At 66.6% G+C, this 19,759-nt stretch carries 20 protein-coding genes; 13 read left to right on the top strand and 7 right to left on the bottom strand.

What is annotated here, in order from left to right; translation table 11 throughout:
- Positions 1–33 precede the first annotated feature (33 nt).
- Positions 34–852, top strand: coding sequence for a helix-turn-helix transcriptional regulator (locus tag ABMY26_RS05410; RefSeq protein WP_372394461.1), 819 nt, complete (start codon positions 34–36; stop codon positions 850–852).
- Here the strand turns inward: ABMY26_RS05410 and ABMY26_RS05405 are convergent.
- The 3 genes from ABMY26_RS05405 to ABMY26_RS05395 all read right to left on the bottom strand — a co-directional run bounded on the left by ABMY26_RS05405 (position 822) and on the right by ABMY26_RS05395 (position 2,005).
- Positions 822–1,031, bottom strand: coding sequence for a hypothetical protein (locus tag ABMY26_RS05405; RefSeq protein ID WP_372394459.1), 210 nt, complete (start codon positions 1,029–1,031; stop codon positions 822–824). The two genes, ABMY26_RS05410 and ABMY26_RS05405, sit on opposite strands and share 31 nt — an antisense overlap.
- A 117-nt stretch (positions 1,032–1,148) precedes the next feature.
- Complete coding sequence (locus tag ABMY26_RS05400; protein WP_372394458.1) at positions 1,149–1,607, bottom strand: N-acetyltransferase family protein; 459 nt, start codon at positions 1,605–1,607, stop codon at positions 1,149–1,151.
- Positions 1,604–2,005 carry a rhodanese-like domain-containing protein gene (locus ABMY26_RS05395; RefSeq protein ID WP_372394457.1) on the bottom strand — a complete coding sequence of 134 codons (402 nt, stop codon included), beginning with the start codon at positions 2,003–2,005 and terminating at the stop codon, positions 1,604–1,606. The genes ABMY26_RS05400 and ABMY26_RS05395 overlap by 4 nt, the downstream gene beginning before the upstream one ends.
- An 81-nt stretch (positions 2,006–2,086) precedes the next feature.
- Here ABMY26_RS05395 and ftrA point away from each other — a divergent pair, with 81 nt between their 5' ends.
- Both ftrA and ABMY26_RS05385 read left to right on the top strand, forming a co-directional pair.
- Positions 2,087–3,076 (top strand): transcriptional regulator FtrA, encoded by a 990-nt coding sequence (gene ftrA, locus ABMY26_RS05390; protein ID WP_372394456.1) that lies wholly within the window; start codon positions 2,087–2,089, stop codon positions 3,074–3,076.
- 173 nt (positions 3,077–3,249) lie between these two features.
- Positions 3,250–3,588: an aminotransferase class IV gene (locus ABMY26_RS05385; RefSeq protein WP_372395103.1), complete on the top strand. Its 339-nt coding sequence runs from the start codon at positions 3,250–3,252 to the stop codon at positions 3,586–3,588.
- A 208-nt stretch (positions 3,589–3,796) separates the two neighbouring features.
- On the opposite strand, the gene hemF is transcribed toward ABMY26_RS05385, so the two are convergent.
- Both hemF and ABMY26_RS05375 read right to left on the bottom strand, forming a co-directional pair.
- A complete protein-coding gene (gene hemF, locus ABMY26_RS05380; RefSeq protein WP_372394455.1) occupies positions 3,797–4,705 on the bottom strand; it encodes an oxygen-dependent coproporphyrinogen oxidase in 909 nt (302 codons plus the stop codon).
- Positions 4,702–5,199 (bottom strand): tRNA (cytidine(34)-2'-O)-methyltransferase, encoded by a 498-nt coding sequence (locus ABMY26_RS05375; protein WP_372394454.1) that lies wholly within the window; start codon positions 5,197–5,199, stop codon positions 4,702–4,704. The genes hemF and ABMY26_RS05375 overlap by 4 nt, the downstream gene beginning before the upstream one ends.
- 272 nt (positions 5,200–5,471) lie before the next feature.
- Here ABMY26_RS05375 and petA point away from each other — a divergent pair, with 272 nt between their 5' ends.
- The 4 genes from petA to ABMY26_RS05355 all read left to right on the top strand — a co-directional run bounded on the left by petA (position 5,472) and on the right by ABMY26_RS05355 (position 8,821).
- Positions 5,472–6,041: a ubiquinol-cytochrome c reductase iron-sulfur subunit gene (gene petA / locus ABMY26_RS05370; RefSeq protein ID WP_045586128.1), complete on the top strand. Its 570-nt coding sequence runs from the start codon at positions 5,472–5,474 to the stop codon at positions 6,039–6,041.
- 28 nt (positions 6,042–6,069) lie between these two features.
- Positions 6,070–7,338: a cytochrome b N-terminal domain-containing protein gene (locus tag ABMY26_RS05365; RefSeq protein ID WP_045586129.1), complete on the top strand. Its 1,269-nt coding sequence runs from the start codon at positions 6,070–6,072 to the stop codon at positions 7,336–7,338.
- Positions 7,338–8,099 carry a cytochrome c1 gene (locus tag ABMY26_RS05360; RefSeq protein WP_372394453.1) on the top strand — a complete coding sequence of 254 codons (762 nt, stop codon included), beginning with the start codon at positions 7,338–7,340 and terminating at the stop codon, positions 8,097–8,099. The genes ABMY26_RS05365 and ABMY26_RS05360 overlap by 1 nt, the downstream gene beginning before the upstream one ends.
- Before the next feature lie 170 nt (positions 8,100–8,269).
- Positions 8,270–8,821: a DUF924 family protein gene (locus tag ABMY26_RS05355; RefSeq protein ID WP_372394452.1), complete on the top strand. Its 552-nt coding sequence runs from the start codon at positions 8,270–8,272 to the stop codon at positions 8,819–8,821.
- A 33-nt stretch (positions 8,822–8,854) separates the two neighbouring features.
- Here the strand turns inward: ABMY26_RS05355 and ABMY26_RS05350 are convergent, their stop codons facing one another.
- Positions 8,855–9,724, bottom strand: coding sequence for a response regulator (locus ABMY26_RS05350; RefSeq protein WP_372394451.1), 870 nt, complete (start codon positions 9,722–9,724; stop codon positions 8,855–8,857).
- 220 nt (positions 9,725–9,944) lie between these two features.
- On the opposite strand from ABMY26_RS05350, the gene ABMY26_RS05345 reads away from it, so the two are divergent.
- Positions 9,945–11,390 (top strand): diguanylate cyclase, encoded by a 1,446-nt coding sequence (locus ABMY26_RS05345; protein WP_372394450.1) that lies wholly within the window; start codon positions 9,945–9,947, stop codon positions 11,388–11,390.
- Here ABMY26_RS05345 and ABMY26_RS05340 read toward each other — a convergent pair.
- On the bottom strand, positions 11,362–12,822 hold the full coding sequence (locus tag ABMY26_RS05340; RefSeq protein ID WP_372394449.1) for a short-chain fatty acyl-CoA regulator family protein: 1,461 nt from the start codon (positions 12,820–12,822) through the stop codon (positions 11,362–11,364). The genes ABMY26_RS05345 and ABMY26_RS05340 overlap by 29 nt on opposite strands.
- Positions 12,823–13,053: 231 nt before the next feature.
- Between ABMY26_RS05340 and ABMY26_RS05335 the strand changes: the two genes are divergently transcribed.
- The 5 genes from ABMY26_RS05335 (at position 13,054) to ABMY26_RS05315 (ending at position 19,620) form a co-directional block, all read left to right on the top strand.
- Complete coding sequence (locus tag ABMY26_RS05335) at positions 13,054–14,586, top strand: acyl-CoA carboxylase subunit beta (protein WP_372394448.1); 1,533 nt, start codon at positions 13,054–13,056, stop codon at positions 14,584–14,586.
- Positions 14,587–14,597: 11 nt separating this feature from the next.
- Positions 14,598–16,613: an acetyl-CoA carboxylase biotin carboxylase subunit gene (locus ABMY26_RS05330; protein ID WP_372394447.1), complete on the top strand. Its 2,016-nt coding sequence runs from the start codon at positions 14,598–14,600 to the stop codon at positions 16,611–16,613.
- A gap of 226 nt (positions 16,614–16,839) precedes the next feature.
- A complete protein-coding gene (gene scpA, locus ABMY26_RS05325) occupies positions 16,840–18,993 on the top strand; it encodes a methylmalonyl-CoA mutase (protein WP_372394446.1) in 2,154 nt (717 codons plus the stop codon).
- A gap of 118 nt (positions 18,994–19,111) precedes the next feature.
- Positions 19,112–19,303, top strand: coding sequence for a type II toxin-antitoxin system CcdA family antitoxin (locus tag ABMY26_RS05320; protein WP_372394445.1), 192 nt, complete (start codon positions 19,112–19,114; stop codon positions 19,301–19,303).
- Positions 19,300–19,620 carry a CcdB family protein gene (locus ABMY26_RS05315; RefSeq protein WP_372394444.1) on the top strand — a complete coding sequence of 107 codons (321 nt, stop codon included), beginning with the start codon at positions 19,300–19,302 and terminating at the stop codon, positions 19,618–19,620. The genes ABMY26_RS05320 and ABMY26_RS05315 overlap by 4 nt, the downstream gene beginning before the upstream one ends.
- Positions 19,621–19,759 lie beyond the last annotated feature (139 nt).

The following is a 19,759-nucleotide window of genomic DNA, read 5'->3' as shown; positions in this document are numbered from 1 at the left end:
TTGCCGCACGCATGAATTTGGAGATAATGCCATATGATCTCCAAATCAGGCCAATCCGCGAAGACGCGGCGCCCGTGCAGCGCCGACTTCGATCCCGACCGGTCGGACCGCCCGGCGGTCGCCCTGCATGTCGACTTCAGCCACTACGAGGCCGAGGTGCCGCAGCACCGGCACCCGCAGGGCCAGCTCATCCTGGCCTTGCACGGGGCAGTCACCTGCACGGCCGCGAACGGCCTCTGGATCGCCCCGCCGGACTGCGGGGTCTGGATCCCGGGCGGCGTGCCGCACAGCAACCGGGTCACGCCCAACGCCCGCCTGTCCTACCTGTTCGTCGAGCCCGGCGCGGCCGGGTTGCCGCTGGAATGCTGCACGCTGTCGGTGTCGCCGATGCTCCGGGAGATGATCCTCCGTCTGGCGGACGTACCGGGCGGCCATGCTACGGACGACCATACCGGCCGCCTCGTGCGGGTCCTGCTGGACGAGCTGGCGCTGATGCCGAAGGAGGGGCTGAGGCTGCCCGTGTCCAGCCATCCCAAGATCGCCGCGATCGCCGCGGCGCTGACGGCGGAACCGGGCGACCGCCGCACCCTCGGGGACTGGGCCGCCCATGTCGCCATGAGCGAGCGCTCCCTGAAGCGGCTGATGGTTCAGGAAACCGGGCTGACCTTCGGGCGGTGGCGGCGCCAGCTGCATTTGGTCATCGCGCTGCGCGACCTTGCCGGCGGCGCGACGGTCCAGAGGGTGTCGGGCGACCTGGGCTACGAGTCCGTCACCGCCTTCATCGTGATGTTCAAGAAGGCGCTCGGGACGACGCCGATGCGCTACCTCCGCACCCCGGGCGGCAGCGGATGACGCAGCATGACCGGCACGGGCGCGCCGGACGCGATGTGATCCTCGACGAGGCAATCGGGAGGGCAATCGGGAAGGCAGGCGACGCCGAGCCCGGCCACCGCGGCGGCGGCGAGGGCGGTGCGGTTGTCCGCCTTGAAGCGCCCCTGCGGATGAACCGTGACGATCTTGTCGTCGTCCATCGATTGCCGGATTTCGGTATCCTGCATTAGAAACTTATGAACATGGCCGATGTTCAGGAAATTTAAGTTTATTATGTTGCAAGATCTGAATTTTATTTCCTGCGGAACGCGGGATTTCTACGATGCCTTCATATATAAATTCTTGTTGAATCTCATTTTTATCGTTCCGGTTCCGCCTTCGCGTTCATAGAAGCGGATCGCATCGGCGTTCCAAGCAGGGGTTTGCCATTCGATCCTTTGTGCGCCTGCCCCATCTGCTATGCGGCAGGCATGGTCAAAGAGCAGCTTTCCCACGCCTCGACCGCGCGCATCGGCACGGACGAACAAGCAATCGAGGTAGGCAAAGCGGCTGGCGCTCCAAAGCGCATAGTCGAATGTGAGGGCGGCATAGCCGGTCAGTTCGCCGCGTTCTTCGGCCACTATCAGGTGGGTAGGAGGCTCCCGCGCATCCAGAACGAGAGCCATGTCGTCCTCGCGTACACGCGCGGTCGCCTGCTCGAACGCTGCGTGCTGCTGGATCAAATCCAGCAACGGCGCAACGTCAGCCGGCAGAGCCGTCCGGACGAGGTTCGTCACGTGGCTTCATCCGAAACGAGAGTGAAGCCTTCGTCCAGCCAGCCGGTCACACCTCCGGCCATAAGCTTGACCGGCCGCCCCAACCTGGCAAGTCGCAACGCACCACGCGCCGCACCATTGCAATGAGGACCGGCGCAGTAGGTCACGAAGATCGTATCTTCCGGCCAATCAGCCATCTTGGACCTCACGATCTTGCCATGGGGAAGATTGATGGCTCCAGGAATGTGGCCCTTGGCGAACAGGGCGGGGCTGCGCACGTCCAGCAGGACGAAATCGGCTCCCTTTTCGAGGGCTTCGTGCGTGTCCCAGCAGTCGGTTTCAAATGTGAATTCGGCCGCGAAGTGCTCACAGGCCTCCGCGCTTGGAGCCGGCGGAACAGCGGTGACGGACGTTGCCATGTTCGATCTCCTTTCGCCGTCACTCTGTCCGAAACGCCACCAGGCTTGCAATTGGCGGAAATGACAATATACGTGAATATCATGCCAAACCTCACCGGCCCCCTCGTCGTCGCCCTGCTTTACGATGGTCTTTGCACCTTCGAGTTCGGGATCGCGGCCGAAATCTTCGGCCTCTCCCGCCCGGAGATGGGGCCGGGGTGGTATCGCTTCGCAAGCTGCGCGGTGGATGAAGGGCCGATGCGCGCGCATGGCGGCTTCGTCATTCTGGCCGACCATGGCCCGGAGCTGTTGCAACAGGCCGACATCGTGGTCGTTCCCGGCTGGAAGGGGGCTGACAGTCCCGTTGCCGATGCGCTTTGCCGGCAGCTTCGAGCCGCCCACGAAAGGGGAGCGCGGCTCGTGTCCATCTGTTCCGGGGCTTTTGTCCTGGCGGCGACGGGGCTGCTTTCGGGCGGAACTGTGACGACACACTGGCGATATGCGGACAAACTCCGTGCGCGCCATCCCGAGATCGCGGTCGACGACACCTCGCTCTATCGCGAACACAATCGAATCTACACCTCAGCCGGAAGTGCTGCCGGCATCGACCTCATGATAGAGATCATCCGGCAGGACTTCGGTCCGATGGCTGCAAATTCCGTGGCCAGGCGGCTGGTGATACCCGCACATCGCACGGGAGGCCAAGCCCAGTTCCTCGAGCGCCCGGTCGCGCATCGGGAAGGGCTGGAGATCACCCCGCTTCTGGAAAGTGTCCGCGCCGATCTGACGATGAACTGGAGTGTCGAACGTATGGCCGGGGAGTGTCGTATGAGCGTCCGCACGTTCCTGCGCCGGTTCTCCGAGGCCACGGGACAGACACCGGGGGATTGGCTCGTGGCCGAACGCGTCGGTGAAGCGCAACGGCTGTTGTGTCAGGGAAAGGCGAACATGGAGGCCGTGGCGCTGGCGTCGGGATTCGGCAGTCCCCACACGTTGCGGCACCATTTTCGGAAAAGGCTCGGCATCAGCCCGAGCGAATATCGAACGCGCTTCATCAGCGAGCAACCTAGCGGCCGTAGGGTATCCGCCTGACAGTTCGGCCGCGCGGCGTTGTTACAGATTTCCAGTTTTGTAGCGCTGCAAAAGTCGAGCAACATATCGAGCAAAATTCGGGAGTTTCGTGACACAGCCGAGGATCTCTCCTCGCTTGCCTTCGCAGGCTTTGCGCACTTTGCTGCCATGCAGGTTCGAGACGGTGCCCATTCATCGACCCCCATGGACGTATAAGCGAAGCCACCATCTGGAACCTCGCCTTCTGGGACGGTGAAGCCGTGGTTTGGCCACAGGCAGCGCTCCTGCCCGGTGTTACGATGCAGATCATTCGCCGTCGACTCGGAGCGCTTGGCATTGCCCAGCGGGAGGAACCGATCGCTCCCGCCCGTGCGATCGATATGAAGGGCGCGGCGGTTATGAACTCGTGGACGCCAGGCGTTCCCGTCAGCGCCCTCGACTCCATGTCCGTACCCCCCATCACCGACATTCATCGAAATCCTTCGGGCGGCCTATGGGCGGCCTGTGGGCGCGAACCGCCGGTCGACATCTGAGCGAAAGGGTCCGCTTTCCTCTCGATAGCGCAGAGCGGCTTGCAGGCCGGTGCCGGGGTCCGCTCGCTCGCCGAGCCATGGGCCGACATCGCCTCGCCCTCAGGCCGCATGTTCGAGCGTGCCTTGCGAGCGTTGGGACATGCTGCAGGGCGAGGTGCCGGTCACGGCGGCGGCCGGCACTGTCCCGATGTTCGATCCGCCGGCCGGCTCACGGCCACTTCACTTCCGGCGGCAGGCTCATCAGGATCGCCTCGGTGTTGCCGCCGGTCTTCAGGCCGAAGGTGGTGCCGCGGTCGTAGAGCAGGTTGAACTCGACGTAGCGGCCGCGGCGCACCAGCTGGTGCTCGCGCTGCTCCGCCGTCCAGGGGCGGTTCATGTGCCGGCGCACCAGCGCCGCGTAGCTGTCGAGAAAGGCGGTGCCGACGTCGCGGGTGAAGGCGAAGTCGGCCTCCCAGTCGCCCGACTCGAGGTTGTCGTAGAAGATGCCGCCGACCCCCCGCGCCTCGCCCCGGTGCGGCAGGAAGAAGTAGCGGTCGCACCACTCCTTGTAGCGCGTGTAATAGTCGGGGCCGTGGCGGTCGCAGGCCGCCTGCAGCCCGGCGTGGAAGTCGGCGGTGTCGCGGTCGTCGGGGATCATCGGCGTCAGGTCGGCGCCGCCGCCGAACCAGCCCTTCGTCGTCACGATGTGGCGCGTGTTCATGTGGGTCGCCGGCACCAGCGGCGAGCGCATGTGCGCGACAAGACTGATTCCGGCCGCCCAGAATTCGCCGGTTTCGCCGGCGCCCGGGATGTTGCCGCGGAATTCCGGGCTGAAGGTGCCGTGGACGGTCGAGATGTTGACGCCGACCTTCTCGAACACCCGGCCCTTCATCACCGACATGGTGCCGCCGCCGCCCTCGCCGCCGCCCCCCTCGCGACCATAATCGGGGCGGGTCCAGTCCTTGCGCTCGAACCGGCCGGGCGGCAGATCGGCATGGGTGCCGGTCAGCTCGTCCTCCAGCGCCTCGAAGCCGGCGCAGATGCGGTCGCGCAGCTCGCGGAACCAGGAGGCTGCGCGGGCCTTGCGCTCTTCGACGAGGTTGGCGGGGATGGGGTCGGCGGTGGGGCGGTCGGTCATGGCCTGTCGGTGTCCGGCGGTGCGGGGGCGGCGATGCCCGCTGCGGCGGTCTGCCGCAAGGCCTCACCCAACACCATCGCCGCGCTGACCGCAACGTTCAAGGAGCGGGCGGGCGGCACCATCGGAATCACCAGCCGGGCGTCGGCGGCGTCATGCACCGCGTCGGTTACGCCGGCGCTTTCGCGCCCGACCAGGATGCGGTCGCCGGGGGCGAAGCGGAAGGCGGTGTAGGGAATGGCCGCCCGCGTCGTCAGAACCACCAGCCGGCCCGCCCGGGGTGCCGCCGCATAGGCCGCTGCATAGGCCGCCCATGAGCTGTGCCGGGTCCAGTCGAGATGGTCGAGATAATCCATCCCGGCGCGGCGCAGCCGGCGGTCGTCCAGCACGAAGCCGCAAGGTTCGATCAGGTCGAGCGCGACGCCGAGGCCGGCTGCGAGTCGCATCAGCGTCCCCGCATTCTGCGGAATGTCCGGTTCGAACAGCACGAGGCGCAAGACGGGGCTTGTCTGAAAGTGTTTGTTTTGCATACAAATATTCTTGCTCTTCGCACACGCGACAAATTGTCTCCGGGCCAAGGACTTTTCAAGATGTCGACGCGACGGTATACCGCACCCGAGACTCCGGAGATACCCGCTCCGGATCGATGCGGCATGCCCGAGGGTTTTCCTTCCGGCGGGCGGGCTTGTCGTGTCATGCATAAAAACGGTCCATCGGTCGTCCGGCGCGGGCAAAGGGCGTCGGGCATGCCTTGAGGAGAAACAGGCTTATGGCTCAGACCACGCATCCGTCCGGGACGGGTGGCCACGCGGCCTCCGGCGGCGAGGGGGGTTCCCGCCGCGATTTTCTGTATCTTGCCACCGGTGCGGTCGGCGTCGTCGGGGCCGCTTCCGCGGCCTGGCCGTTCATCGACAGCCTGAACCCGGCGGCCGACACGCTTGCACTCGCCTCCATCGACGTCGACCTGGCTCCGGTCGCCGTGGGGCAGGCGATCACGGTCACCTGGCGCGGAAAGCCTGTCTTTGTCCGCCACCGCACCGCCGAGGAGATCGAGTCCGCCAAGACGGTCAATCTGGGCGACCTGCGCGATCCGGCCGCCGACGATGCCCGTGTGAAGAAGCCGGAATGGCTGATCGTCATCGGCATCTGCACGCATCTGGGCTGCGTGCCGCTGGGGCAGAAGGTCACCGATCCGCGCGGCGAATACGGCGGGTGGTTCTGCCCCTGCCACGGCTCGCACTACGACACCGCTGGGCGCATCCGCAAGGGCCCGGCTCCGGCCAATCTGGTTCTTCCGACCTACGCCTTCACCGGCGACACGAAGATCCGGCTCGGTTAAGCGGCCCTAAGGTTCTGGAGACCCCGAGATGGCTCAGGCTCAAGCCTCGAAATTCAAGAATCCGCTCGTGAACTGGATCGACAGCCGGCTGCCGATCTTCACGATGCTGGATCACGAGTACAATCACTACCCGATGCCCCGCAACGTCAACTATCTGTGGGCGTTCGGTGCGATTGCCGGCATCATGCTGGTGATCATGATCGCCAGCGGCCTGTTCCTGGCGATGCAGTATTCGTCCCACACCTCGCTGGCCTTCGATTCGGTCGAGCGCATCATGCGCGACGTGAATTACGGCTGGCTGCTGCGCTACGTCCATGCGAACGGCGCGTCGATGTTCTTCATCGCCGTCTACATCCACATGTTCCGCGGCATGTATTACGGCTCCTACAAGGCGCCGCGCGAGATCCTGTGGATCCTGGGCGTCATCATCTTCCTCGTGATGATGGGCACCGCCTTCATGGGCTATGTGCTGCCCTGGGGCCAGATGAGCTTCTGGGGCGCCACCGTCATCACCAACCTGTTCTCGGCCTTCCCCATCGTCGGCGACCCGATCGTCACCCTGCTGTGGGGCGGCTTCTCGGTCGACAACCCGACGCTGAACCGCTTCTTCGCGCTGCATTTCCTGCTGCCCTTCGTGCTGCTGGGCCTGGTGATCCTGCACACGGCGGCGCTGCATGTCTGCGGCTCGAACAACCCGCTCGGCATCGATCCCAAGGGTCCGCAGGACACCGTCCCGTTCAACCCGTACGTCACGGTCAAGGACGGCTTCGCCGTGGTGGTCTTCCTGATCATCTATGCGGCGTTCGTGTTCTTCATGCCGAACTACATGGGCCATCCGGACAACTACATCCCGGCCAACCCGCTGGTGACGCCGGCGCACATCGTGCCGGAATGGTACTTCCTGCCCTTCTACGCCATGCTGCGCGCGATCCCGGACAAGCTGGGCGGCGTGCTGGCGATGTTCGGATCCATCGCGCTGCTGGCCTTCCTGCCGTGGCTCGACCGTTCGAAGGTGCGGAGCTGCAAGTTCCGTCCGATCTACCGCCAGTTCTTCTGGATCCTGGCGATCGACGCCCTGATCCTGGGCTATGCCGGCGCCATGCCGGCCGAGGGCGCCTGGCTGATCATCGCCCGCGTCGGCACCTTCTACTACTTCTTCCATTTCCTGGTCCTGCTGCCGGTGCTGGGCAAGCTTGAACGTCCGCGTCCGCTTCCCAACAGCATCTCCGAGTCCGTTCTGAAGGGCGGAGGCGGTATTGCCGCCGGCGCCCATGCCAAGCCGATGGAGAAGGCCTGATGCGCGCGTTGAAGACTGCAATCCTCTCGGCGGCGCTGGCTCTCGGCATCGCCGGGGCCGCGCAGGCCTCCGAAGCCGTGCACATCCCCAAGCAGAGCTGGCCGCACAGCGGCATCTTCGGCACCATCGACAAGGCGTCGGCCCAGCGCGGCTTCCAGGTCTACAAGGAAGTCTGCTCGGCCTGCCATTCCATGCGTCTGGTGCCGATCCGCACGCTTGCGGGCATCGGCTTCAACGAGGATGAGCTGAAGGGCATCGCCGCCGGCTACGAGGTGCAGGCCGGCCCGAACGACGCCGGCGAGATGTTCATGCGTCCGGGCGTTCCGGCCGACCGCTTCCCGTCGCCGTTTGCCAACGACCAGGCGGCGCGCGCGTCGAACAACGGCGCCCTGCCGCCGGACCTGTCGCTGATGGCCAAGGCCCGGGTCGGCGGCGAGGATTACCTCTACGCCTTCCTGACCGGCTTCGAGGAGCCGCCGGCCGGGGTCCATCTGATGGACGGCATGAACTACAACAAGGTGTTCCCCGGCCATCAGGTCGGCATGCCGAACATCCTGCAGCCCGACGGCGTCACCTTCGCCGACGGCACCAAGGCGACGGTGGAGCAGCAGGCCCACGACGTGGCCGCCTTCCTGACCTTCGCCGCCGAGCCGCACCTGGACGCCCGCAAGCAGATGGGCGTCAAGGTGATCCTGTTCCTGCTGGTGCTTGCCGGCCTGATGTACGCCACCAAGCGCAAGCTGTGGAGCACGCTGCACTGAGCCTCCGGCTCACGCCCTGCACCGGGCCATTGGTTCGGTGGGGATTTTCGGCCTGGAGTTTTCGATCTGGACAGGGCGCCCGTTTGGGCGCCCTGTTTCTTTTGGGGAACGGGTCGTCCGGGCGGCACACGGCATCTCCCCCGGCAGGGAAGGGGGAGCGGAGAAGACGGATGGTTGACAAGCTGATCGACGAGATCGTGGATTTCTGGTTCGACGAGGCGATGAAGCCCTACTGGTTCCGCCGGTCGGCCAGCTTCGACCGGGCGGTCGCCGACACGCTGGGGCCGCATCGCGAGGCCGCCGCCCGCGGCGACTACGATCACTGGATGGAGGATGTCGACGGCTGCATCGCGCTCTGCGTCCTGCTGGACCAGGTGCCGCGCAACATGTTCCGCGACGACCCGCGGGCCTACGCCACCGATGCCAGGGCGCTCGCGGTCAGCCGGCACGCCGTCGCCAACGAATTCGACCTCGAATGCACGGCCGACGAGCGGACCTTCCTCTATCTGCCCTTCGAGCATGACGAGGACATGGCGAGCCAGGACCGGTCGGTCGCCCTCTTCACCGAGCGGGTGGGCGACGAGACCCCGGTTCGCTATGCGCTGCGCCACCGCGAGATCATCCAGCGCTTCGGCCGCTTCCCCCACCGCAACGCCGTCCTCGGCCGCGCCAGCACGCCGGAGGAGGAGGCCTACCTGCAGGAGTCGGGCTCGTCCTTCTGACCGCCTCCGACCGGCATGCGGCCTGTCGGCCGGTCACGGCGTCAGCCAGCGCTCCAGGGCGCCCAGCAGGTCGGCGCGGCGGACCGGCTTGGTCAGGTAATCGTTCATGCCGGCGGCCAGGCAGCGGATGCGGTCCTCCGGCTGGGCGTTGGCGGTGACGGCGATGATCGGGATGCGGGCGCGGTCGTCGCCCAGCGACCGGATGGTCGCGGTGGCGGCCACCCCGTCCATGTCGGGCATGGCGATGTCCATCAGCACCGCCTCCGGCGGAACCGGCGCCTGGGCGACGGCGACCACCGCCTCCGCCCCGCCGGTGGCGGTCTCCACCGAGAAGCCGGCCTTGGCCAGCAGCCCGGCGACCACCATCCGGTTGGTGGCGCTGTCGTCGACGACCAGCAGCCGGCCGCCGCGGGCGCGGGCCCAGTCCATCAGCCGTTCGGGGTCGGCGCTGCGCGACGGCAGCGCCGCCGGCATGTCGAGCGTCAGCCGGCGCGACCCGTCGGCCTGCCGCTCCAGCACCATCGCGGCGCCCAGCGCCGCCATCACCCGCCGGGCCAGCTCCAGGCCGAAGCCGCCCCCTTCGCCGGTATCGAAGCAGCCGGTCAGTTCGGCCCGCAGGGTCACCCGGTCGTCTCCCACCGGCATCGCCGACAGGCGCAGGTCGAGCGGCCCGGTCCGGGCGCCGGCGATGGCGGTGGCCGCGACGGCATTGCACAGCATGCCGAGCATCTCGCCATCGCCGATCAGCCGGGGCGGCGTTCCGGGCAGGACGGCGACATCCAGCATGACCCCGCGGCTCTGGGCCAATGCCGTGGTCGAGACCGACAGCATGCGGGCGAGGGCCAGCGGGGCGAAGGGAACACCCCGCCGGGTTGTGGCATGATGCAGATTGTCACCGTTCATGGCCCGCCATTGGCAAAATGCAAAGCAGCTTGCAGTTACCGGGGGAAGGACTCGGGTGAAGAGGCCGCCACCCCGGACTTGCGAGTTGTTCTCAGCAAACGGCGGGCCAACCGGGGACATTCGACCGATGGCACGCTTATTGAGTACTGCGCTACTCAAGTATCGCGCTATCCTGCCGGGGTTGGATGGATGCCAGACCGCCGCCGGAGAGATGGCAGATATGGACAGTTCGGGAGTCGGGCGGCCGGTGCGACCGAAATTGCGTGATTGGCGGTGCTGGCGGGGCGGGGCCGCCGTCGCGCTGCTCGCGTTCCTGCCGGCAGGGGCGGCCCGCGGCGCCGAGGCGGTGCCCTATTGCGCCGACCCCGACTGGCCGCCCTACGAATCGATTTCAGCCGACGGACGGCACCAGGGCATCGCCGCCGACCTGCTGGCCCTGGTGTCGGAACGGTCCGGCGTCGCGCTGCGTCCGCTGCCGACCCGCGATTGGGAGGACAGCCTGTCGGCGGTCCGTGACGGCCGGTGCCGCTTCCTCAGCTTCCTCAACCGTACGCCCAGGCGGGAGGAGTGGCTGGACTTCACCGAGCCGCTGTTCGTCGACCCCAACGTCCTGGTGACGCGCGAGGACCATGACTATGTCGCCGACCCAGCCGCGCTCGGCGGCGAAACCATGGTGTTGCCGAAGGGGACCTCGGTCGAGGAGCGGGTGCGCCGCGATTTTCCCAACCTGCGCCTGATCCTGGTCGACAGCGAGGCCGAAGCCTTCGCCATGGTCGCGCGCCGCCAGGCCGACATGACCCTGCGGTCGCTGACCGTCGCCGTCTACACCATCAAGAAGGACGGCTGGTTCAACCTGAAGGTCGCCGGCCATCTGCCCGGCTACGAGAATCTGCTGAGCATCGGCGTGCGCAAGGGCGAGCCGGCCCTGCGCGAGGCGCTCGACCGCGGGGTGCGGACCGTCACCGCGGCCGAACGCGCCGCGATCGCCAACCGGCATGTCGCCATCCAGGTCCAGTCGCCGCTCGACCGCTGGACCCTGCTGAAGCTGCTGGCCCTGCCGGCGGCGGTGCTGCTGACCAGCCTGTTCTGGATTTTCAGGCTGATGCGGGTGAACGAGCGGTTGCGCGTGCTGTCGCGCACCGATGTGCTGACCGGGCTGGCCAACCGCAGCCACCTGAACGACATTTTCGACCGGGAGATCGAGCGGGCCGGGCGTTACCGCCGGCCGCTGTCGATCGTCCTGGTCGATCTCGACCATTTCAAGCAGGTGAACGACCGCTTCGGCCATGTCTTCGGCGACCGGGTGCTGGTCGAATTCGCCGGGCTGGCGCGCAAGGCGCTGCGCGGCACCGACACCGTCGGCCGCTGGGGCGGCGAGGAATTCCTGATCCTGTGCCCGGAAACCACGGAAGAGGCGGCCTTCGCCCTGGCGGAGCGGCTGCGGCTGACGCTGCGGGTCTATGGCTTTCCGGCCGGCCATCGCCAGACCGCTAGCTTCGGCGTCGCCGGCTTCCGCGCGGGCGACACGGTCGACGCCCTGCTGGTCCGCGCCGACCATGCCCTGTACCGGGCCAAGGACGACGGGCGCGACCGTGTCGTCCTTGCCGAAGAGGGGACGTCCTTGCCGGATGCGATCCTCAGGCGGACCGCGTGTCCGGCGGATTGAACAGGTAGGGGACGAAGCTGCGGTGATGCTCGTCCACCCGCAGCTCGCTGCCGATGGGCGGGAAGGCGCGCTGCTGGCAGTCGGTACGCTCGCACAGGCGGCAATTGACGCCGATCGGCACCGCCGCCTTCAGGTCGGCGATGTCGATGCCGGCGGCATAGACCAGCTCCGGCGCATGGCTCGCCTCGCAGCCCAGCCCGACGGCGAACTGGCGCGACGGCTTCAGATAGGCGCCGCCGCGCTTGGTCACGGTGCGGGCGATGCTGATATAGGCGGTGCGGTCGGGCATCTGGGCGAACTGCACCAGGATCTTGCCGGGCTGGGCGAAGGCCTCGTGGACGTTCCACAGCGGGCAGGCGCCGCCGAAGCGGGCGAAGTGGAAGCGGGTGGCCGAATGGCGCTTGGTGATGTTGCCGGCCATGTCGACCCGGACGAAATAGAAGGGCAGGCCGCGGGCGCCCGGCCGCTGCAGGGTGGACAGCCGGTGGCAGACCTGCTCGAAGCTGGCGGAGAAGCGGCTTTGCAGCTGCTCGACATCGTGGCGCAGCGCGCGGGCCTGGGCGGCGAAGCTGCGGTAGGGCATCACCAGCGCGCCGGCGAAATAATTCGCCAGCCCGACCCGGCAGACCGACCGCGCATCCTCGCTTGAGAATTTCGCCTGTTCGACCAGCTTGTCGATGACATCGCCGAAGCCCAGCAGCGCGATCTGGTTGGCCATGTGGAAGGCCCGGCTCGGCCCGTTCAGCAGGGCCGAGAGGCGCAGCGTGCCGGTCGAGGCGTCGTAGCTGCGCATCGCCGTCTCGCCCGCCTCGTCGGCGACGATCTTCACCCGCACGTCGTGGCGGCGCTTCAGATAGGCCGCCAGCTCGTTCAGCAGCGGGCCGGAATGGATCTGCTCGGTGTCCCACAGCCGCTCGGCCGCCTCGTCCAGCGGGCCGATGTAGTTGTTGCAGTAATGGAAATAATCCCGCACCTCCTCGTAGGGAAATTGCGGGCCGGCGAAGCTGTCGCCCTCTTGACTGCTGGGTTCGCTGTTGGACAGGCTGTCGGCCAGCGACTGCACCCGCTCGTGCAGCTTCTGGTAGGCTTGGTGCAGGCTGAGCACCCGGCGGGCCAGCTCCGGGCTCGACCCCACCACGCTGCGCAGTTCCGCCGCCGTCAGCGGCGCCCCGGCGAACAGCGGGTCGGCCAGCGCCTCGCGCAGGTCGGAGACCAGCCGGCTGTCCTCGTCCTCCAGGAAGGCGGACAGCTCCAGCTCGAAGATGGCGGCGATGCGCATCAGCACCGGCAGGGTGAGCGGGCGCTGGTTGTTCTCCAACTGGTTGAGATAGCTGGGGGAAAGCTCCAGCGTCTTGGCGAGCGACGCCTGGGTCAGCCCGCGCTGTTCGCGCAGGCGGCGCAGCTTGTAGCCGAGGAACAGTTTCTTTTGCATACGCATGATGCCCCGCCGCGAACCGGCTCTCGGAAATCCGCCGTTCTTCGCAATCTTAGCAAGCCATAAACGGCGTTTGCAAAGGGCTTCGCAACTTCGCACCTTTTTGCGAAGTGTCTGTTTGAACGAATGCGAAGTTTGTGAATAATCCGCGGCAATCCGGTGAATGATTGCGTCGCTCGCAGCCGGAGCGGGGATGGACATGGCGACGTCAAGGAGTGGGAACGCCCGATGCAGGACATTCTGGCCAAGTTGGAGTCGAAGCGCGCCGCGGCGCGGCTGGGCGGTGGCGAGAAGCGCATCGCCGGCCAGCACGCCAAGGGCAAGCTGACCGCGCGCGAGCGGATCGACCTCTTCCTCGACGAGGGGTCGTTCGAGGAGTTCGACATGTTCGTCGAACACCGCTGCATCGATTTCGGCATGGAAGGCCAGAAAATCCCCGGCGACGGCGTCGTCACCGGCCACGGCACCGTCAACGGCCGCCTCGTCTTCGTCTTCAGCCAGGATTTCACCGTCTTCGGCGGCGCGCTGTCGGAGGCGCATGCCGAGAAGATCTGCAAGATCATGGACCAGGCGCTGAAGGTCGGCGCTCCGGTGATCGGCCTCAACGACAGCGGCGGCGCCCGCATCCAGGAGGGCGTCGCCTCGCTCGGCGGCTATGCCGAGGTGTTCCAGCGCAACGTCGACGCCTCGGGCGTCATCCCGCAGATCTCGATGATCATGGGGCCGTGCGCCGGCGGCGCCGTCTATTCGCCGGCGATGACCGACTTCATCTTCATGGTGAAGGACAGCTCCTACATGTTCGTCACCGGGCCGGACGTGGTGAAGACCGTCACCCACGAGGTCGTGACCGCGGAGGAGCTGGGCGGCGCCGTCACCCATTCCACCAAGTCGGGCGTCGCCGACCTCGCCTTCGAGAACGATGTGGAGGCGCTGCTGCAGCTGCGCCGCTTTGTCGATTTCCTGCCCTCCTCCAACCGCGAGAAGGCGCCGCTCCGTCCCTGCGTCGACCCGCTCGACCGCGAGGACTTCTCGCTCGACACGCTGGTGCCGGAGAACCCGAACAAGCCCTACGACATGAAGGAGCTGATCCTCAAGATCGTGGACGAGGGCGACTTCTTCGAACTCCAGCCGGATTTCGCCAAGAACATCCTCATCGGCTTCGCCCGCATGAACGGCTCCACGGTCGGCATCGTCGCCAACCAGCCGATGGTGCTCGCCGGCTGCCTGGACATCGACAGCTCCAAGAAGGCGGCGCGCTTCGTGCGCTTCTGCGACGCCTTCGAAATCCCGATCCTGACCCTGGTCGACGTCCCCGGCTTCATGCCCGGCACCTCCCAGGAATATGGCGGCATCATCAAGCACGGGGCCAAGCTGCTCTACGCCTATGCCGAGGCCACCGTGCCCAAGGTGACGATCATCACCCGCAAGGCCTATGGCGGCGCCTACGACGTGATGTCGTCCAAGCACCTGCGCGGCGACGTCAACTATGCCTGGCCGTCGGCCGAGATCGCGGTGATGGGCGCCAAGGGCGCCGTCGAGATCATCTTCCGCGCCGACATCGGCGACACCGCGAAGATCGAGGCGCGGACCGAGGAATACAAGCAGAAGTTCGCCAATCCCTTCGTCGCCGCATCCAGGGGCTACATCGACGACGTCATCATGCCGCACGGCACCCGCCGCCGCGTCACCAAGGCGCTGTCCATGCTGAAGAACAAGCAGCTCCAGACCCCCTGGCGCAAGCACGACAACATTCCGCTGTGAGGGCCGGCAGCATGTTCGAGAAGATCCTGATCGCCAATCGTGGCGAGATCGCCTGCCGCGTCATCCGCACGGCACGCCGCATGGGCATCAAGACCGTCGCGGTCTATTCCGACGCCGACAAGAACGCCCTGCATGTCGAGATGGCCGACGAGGCCGTCCACATCGGCCCGCCGGCCTCGGCGCAGAGCTATCTGCTGATCGACAAGATCGTCGACGCCTGCAAGCGCACCGGCGCCCAGGCCGTGCATCCCGGCTACGGCTTCCTGTCGGAGAAGCCGGAGTTCCAGCAGGCGCTGGCGGCGGCCGGCATCGCCTTCATCGGTCCCGACGCCCACGCCATGCGGGCGATGGGCGACAAGATCGAATCCAAGAAGCTGGCGAAGGCGGCCGGCGTGTCGACCGTCCCCGGCTATCTCGGCGTCATCGCCGACGATGAAGAGGCGGTGACGATCGCCCGCGACATCGGCTATCCGGTGATGATCAAGGCGTCGGCCGGCGGTGGCGGCAAGGGCATGCGCGTGGCCTGGAACGACGACGAGGCCCGCGAGGGCTTCCGGTCGGCCACCAACGAGGCGCGCTCCAGCTTCGCCGACGACCGAGTCTTCGTCGAGAAGTACATCCAGCAGCCGCGCCACATCGAAATCCAGCTGCTGGCCGACGGGCAGGGCACCTGCCTGTACCTGCACGAGCGCGAATGCTCGATCCAGCGCCGTCACCAGAAGGTGATCGAGGAGGCGCCGAGCCCCTTCCTCGACGCCGCCACCCGTAAGGCGATGGGCGAGCAGGCGGTGGCTCTGGCCAACGCGGTGCAGTACAAGTCGGCCGGCACGGTCGAGTTCATCGTCGACGCCGAGCGCAACTTCTACTTCCTGGAGATGAACACCCGTCTCCAGGTCGAACACCCGGTCACCGAGCTGATCACCGGCCTCGATCTGGTCGAGCTGATGATCCGCGTCGCCGCCGGCGAGAAGCTCGACATCCGGCAGCAAGACGTGCAACTGAACGGCTGGGCCATCGAGGCGCGCGTCTATGCCGAGGATCCCTTCCGCAACTTCCTGCCCTCCACCGGCCGGCTGACCAACTACCGGCCGCCGGCCGCCGACAGCCATGTCCGCGTCGACACCGGCGTGTTCGAGGGCGGCGAGATCTCGATGTATTACGACCCGATGATCGCCAAGCTCTGCAGCTGGGGGCAGACGCGCGACGAGGCCATCGCCGAAATGCGCGAGGCGCTGGACCAGTATTACATCCGCGGCGTCAGCCACAACATCCCGTTCCTGGCCTCGCTGATGGCGAACCAGCGCTTCGTCGACGGCCGGCTGACCACCAACTTCATCGCCGAGGAATACCCGAACGGCTTCCACGCCTCGGACCTGCCGCCGGAGGATCCGGCGGTTCTGGTGGCGGTCGCCGCGGTCATCCACCGCAGCCTGAACGACCGCGACATCCAGATCTCCGGCAAGATGGCGGGGAGCAAGGCCGCGGTGCGCGACGACTGGGTGGTGGTGCTCGACGGCACGGCGCACCCGGTGCATCTGCATCCTGCCCCTTTGGACTCGACTGAAGGCAGCCCGCAGCGCGTCGGCTACACGGTGGACATCGCCGGCAGGCATTGCACGGTGCTGAGCGACTGGCAGATCGGCGAGCCGCTGTTCCGCGGCACGGTCGACGGCGGCCATGTCTGCGTCCAGATCGACCGGGTCGGCATCGGCTACCGCCTGCATCACAGCGGGTCGCAGGCCATCGTCAAGGTGCTGACCCCGAAGGCGGCGGCGCTCGACGCGCTGATGCCGGTCAAGGCACCGCCGGACATGTCGAAGTTCCTGCTGTCGCCGATGCCGGGCCTGCTGGTCTCGCTGGCGGTGTCGGAAGGGCAGGAGATCAAGGCCGGCGAGGTGCTGGCCGTGGTCGAGGCGATGAAGATGGAGAACATCCTGCGCGCGTCGCAGGACGGAACGGTCGCGAAAATCCACGCAGCCCCGGGCAGCAGCCTGGCGGTCGATCAGAAGATCGTGGAATTCGCGTAACCGCAAGAAGAAGAAAGTACCGAGAGGAAGCGTACTCCATTGCCCCCACCCTAACCCTCCCCCGCTGTCGCAGGGGAGGGGATCTCTCCCTCCCCCGCCCAGCTCACGCACAAAGCTCCGCTTTGTGCTGACGCGGCAGGCGGACCGTAGGTCCGCCGAGAGCGGGGGAGGGTCGGGGTGGGGGCAATGCTCCACCACGCCCATAGGAAGCCATCAGGAGGCGTCGATGACCGAGTTCCCGCAGAAGACCCTTGCCGACTGGGACAAGCTGGCCGCCAAGGATCTCGGCGCCGACGGCGATCTCTCCAAGCTGATCTGGAAGACCCCGGAGGGGCTGGACGTCAAGGCGCTGTACACCGCCGCCGACCTGGAGGGGCTGCAGCTCGACACGCTGCCCGGCTTCCCGCCCTACACCCGCGGGCCGCGCGCCACGATGTATGCGGTGAAGCCCTGGACCATCCGCCAATATGCCGGCTTCTCCACCGCGGAAGAGTCGAACGCCTTCTACAAGGCGAACCTCAAGGCGGGCCAGATGGGCCTGTCGGTCGCCTTCGACCTCGCCACCCACCGCGGCTACGACAGCGACCACCCCCGTGTCGTCGGCGACGTCGGCAAGGCCGGCGTGGCCATCGACAGCGTCGAGGACATGAAGCTCCTGTTCGCCGACATCCCGCTCGACAAGATGTCGGTGTCGATGACCATGAACGGCGCGGTGCTGCCGATCCTGGCCGGCTACATCGTCGCGGCGGAGGAGCAGGGGGTTTCCCAGGACAAGCTGAGCGGCACCATCCAGAACGACATCCTCAAGGAGTTCATGGTCCGCAACACCTACATCTACCCGCCCGAACCCTCGATGCGGATCATCGCCGACATCATCGAGTACACCTCCCAGCACATGCCGAAGTTCAATTCGATCTCGATCTCCGGCTACCACATGCAGGAGGCAGGCGCCACGGCGGTGCAGGAGCTGGCCTTCACCATCGCCGACGGGCTGGAATATGTCCGCGCCGCGATGTCGAAGGGGTTGGCCGTGGACAAGTTCGCGCCGCGCCTGTCCTTCTTCTTCTCCATCGGCATGAACTTCTTCATGGAGATCGCCAAGCTGCGCGCCGCGCGCCTGCTGTGGTCCTCCCTGATGCAGGAGAAGTTCCAGCCGAAGGACGTGCGCTCGCTGGCGCTGCGCACCCATTGCCAGACGTCGGGCGTCTCGCTGACCGAGCAGGACCCCTACAACAACGTCATCCGCACCACCATCGAGGCGATGGCGGCGGTGCTGGGCGGCACCCAGTCGCTGCACACCAACGCCTTCGACGAGGCGCTGGGCCTGCCGACCAAGACCTCGGCCCGCATCGCCCGCAACACCCAGCTGATCGTCGCCGAGGAAGCCGGCGTCACCAAGGTGGTCGATCCGCTCGGCGGCTCCTTCTACATCGAGCATCTGACCCACAGCCTCGCCAACGCCGCGCTTGAGCTGATCGGCCGGGTCGAGGAGATGGGCGGCATGACCAAGGCGGTCGAGAGCGGCATGCCCAAGCTGCTGATCGAGGAGGCCGCCGCCCGCCGCCAGGCCGCCATCGACCGCGGCGAGGAGGTGATCGTCGGTGTCAACAAGTACCGTCCGGAGAACCCGGAGGGCGTCGACGTGCTGGACATCGACAACACCGCCGTCCGCGAATCGCAGATCGCCCGGCTGAAGCAGATCCGCGCCAGCCGCGACGAGGCGAAGTGCCGCGAGGCGCTGGAGGCCCTGACCAGGGCCGCCACCGACAAGACCGGCAACCTGCTGGCCCTGGCGGTCGAGGCGACCCGCGCCCGCGCCACCGTCGGCGAGATCTCCGACGCGCTGGAGAAGGCCTTCACCCGCCATGTCGCGGTCATCCGCTCGGTGTCGGGCGTCTATGGCTCGGCCTATGACGGCGACGAGGGCTTCAAGAAGATCCAGGAGGACGTCGCCGCCTTCGCCGCCGAGGAGGGCCGCCGGCCGCGCATCCTGGTCGTCAAGATGGGCCAGGACGGCCACGACCGCGGCGCCAAGGTGATCGCCACCAGCTTCGCCGACATCGGCTTCGACGTCGACATCGGCCCGCTGTTCCAGACCCCGGACGAGGCCGCCCGCCAGGCGGTGGAGAACGACGTCCACATCATCGGCGTGTCGAGCCAGGCCGCCGGCCACAAGACGCTGGTGCCGCAGCTGGTCGAGGAGCTGCGCCGCCAGGGCGCCGGCGACATCCTGGTGGTGTGCGGCGGCGTCATCCCGCCGCAGGACTACGACTATCTCTACAAGGCCGGCGCCGCGGCGATCTACGGGCCGGGCACCAACATCCCGAAGGCGGCGGCCGACATACTGGGCATCCTGCGCAAGCGCAGGGCGGCGGCGTGAGGCATGGAAACGGGAGGGACTGCGGTCCTTCCCGTTGTTGTTCGTGACGGCCCCGGTCTGGACAGGGAGGGGGCTCGGCCCTATCCTTGAACCATACTGCATGATCGGGAGCCGTTCGATGTCCAGGATCGACCCAGCCGGGAAGAATGAGCCTCCCGCCTCCGATAGGTTGGAAAACGCGTCATGCGTTTCGTCCATCGATGCCGAAAAGAAAAAATGGATGGAAGACAATCGGGCCGCCTTCGCCGCCTATGACGCGCTGGTCGACAGGCTCGGTGTTTTCGGCGAAGAATATCGGGCTTTTGAATGAAGTTTCTTGACGTTTGCCTTAATCCGGCAGCGCAAGGGAAGAAAAACCATCCCATTCCCTATCTTCTGATCGTCCAGGGTGATTATGTCGGCGTCGACCGGACCCGCGTGATCGTCCCTCTGATCCGGTCGTCGGAGGTGGGGATTCCAATTCCCAGGATCATGCCTTCGATCACGGTCGGTGGTGAGGAGTTCGTGATTGTGACGCCGCAAATCGGCGCTTTGCCGGTGACGAAAATCGGTGCCGTCGTCGCATCGGCCTTCGATGCGCAATCGGATATACGACGCGCCATCGATGTCCTGACTGGCGACTTTTGACCGTCGCCACCCGTGGGGCCGGGCCGCTGGTGGTGGTCGAGGGGCTGCAGCGCCAGGGCGCCGGCGACATCCTGGGCATCCTGCACAAGTGCAAGGCGGCGGCGTGAGGCGGCGGGCACTTGATCCTGCCCATGGCCAT

Origin of the sequence: Azospirillum sp. HJ39, from assembly GCF_041507355.1 — a bacterium.
GTDB lineage: Bacteria > Pseudomonadota > Alphaproteobacteria > Azospirillales > Azospirillaceae > Azospirillum > Azospirillum thiophilum.
This window is presented reverse-complemented; position numbering and strand designations above follow the sequence as displayed.

Excerpts from the sequence above, each read along its gene's own strand:
- ABMY26_RS05410 (WP_372394461.1), top strand. The coding sequence starts at position 34 with ATGATCTCCAAATCAGGCCAATCCGCGAAGACGCGGCGCCCGTGCAGC.
- ABMY26_RS05405 (WP_372394459.1), bottom strand. The coding sequence starts at position 1,031 with ATGGACGACGACAAGATCGTCACGGTTCATCCGCAGGGGCGCTTCAAG.
- ABMY26_RS05395 (WP_372394457.1), bottom strand. The coding sequence starts at position 2,005 with ATGGCAACGTCCGTCACCGCTGTTCCGCCGGCTCCAAGCGCGGAGGCC.
- ftrA (WP_372394456.1), top strand. The coding sequence starts at position 2,087 with ATGCCAAACCTCACCGGCCCCCTCGTCGTCGCCCTGCTTTACGATGGT.
- hemF (WP_372394455.1), bottom strand. The coding sequence starts at position 4,705 with ATGACCGACCGCCCCACCGCCGACCCCATCCCCGCCAACCTCGTCGAA.
- petA (WP_045586128.1), top strand. The coding sequence starts at position 5,472 with ATGGCTCAGACCACGCATCCGTCCGGGACGGGTGGCCACGCGGCCTCC.
- ABMY26_RS05365 (WP_045586129.1), top strand. The coding sequence starts at position 6,070 with ATGGCTCAGGCTCAAGCCTCGAAATTCAAGAATCCGCTCGTGAACTGG.
- ABMY26_RS05360 (WP_372394453.1), top strand. The coding sequence starts at position 7,338 with ATGCGCGCGTTGAAGACTGCAATCCTCTCGGCGGCGCTGGCTCTCGGC.
- ABMY26_RS05355 (WP_372394452.1), top strand. The coding sequence starts at position 8,270 with ATGGTTGACAAGCTGATCGACGAGATCGTGGATTTCTGGTTCGACGAG.
- ABMY26_RS05350 (WP_372394451.1), bottom strand. The coding sequence starts at position 9,724 with ATGAACGGTGACAATCTGCATCATGCCACAACCCGGCGGGGTGTTCCC.
- ABMY26_RS05345 (WP_372394450.1), top strand. The coding sequence starts at position 9,945 with ATGGACAGTTCGGGAGTCGGGCGGCCGGTGCGACCGAAATTGCGTGAT.
- ABMY26_RS05340 (WP_372394449.1), bottom strand. The coding sequence starts at position 12,822 with ATGCAAAAGAAACTGTTCCTCGGCTACAAGCTGCGCCGCCTGCGCGAA.
- ABMY26_RS05335 (WP_372394448.1), top strand. The coding sequence starts at position 13,054 with ATGCAGGACATTCTGGCCAAGTTGGAGTCGAAGCGCGCCGCGGCGCGG.
- ABMY26_RS05330 (WP_372394447.1), top strand. The coding sequence starts at position 14,598 with ATGTTCGAGAAGATCCTGATCGCCAATCGTGGCGAGATCGCCTGCCGC.
- scpA (WP_372394446.1), top strand. The coding sequence starts at position 16,840 with ATGACCGAGTTCCCGCAGAAGACCCTTGCCGACTGGGACAAGCTGGCC.
- ABMY26_RS05320 (WP_372394445.1), top strand. The coding sequence starts at position 19,112 with ATGTCCAGGATCGACCCAGCCGGGAAGAATGAGCCTCCCGCCTCCGAT.
- ABMY26_RS05315 (WP_372394444.1), top strand. The coding sequence starts at position 19,300 with ATGAAGTTTCTTGACGTTTGCCTTAATCCGGCAGCGCAAGGGAAGAAA.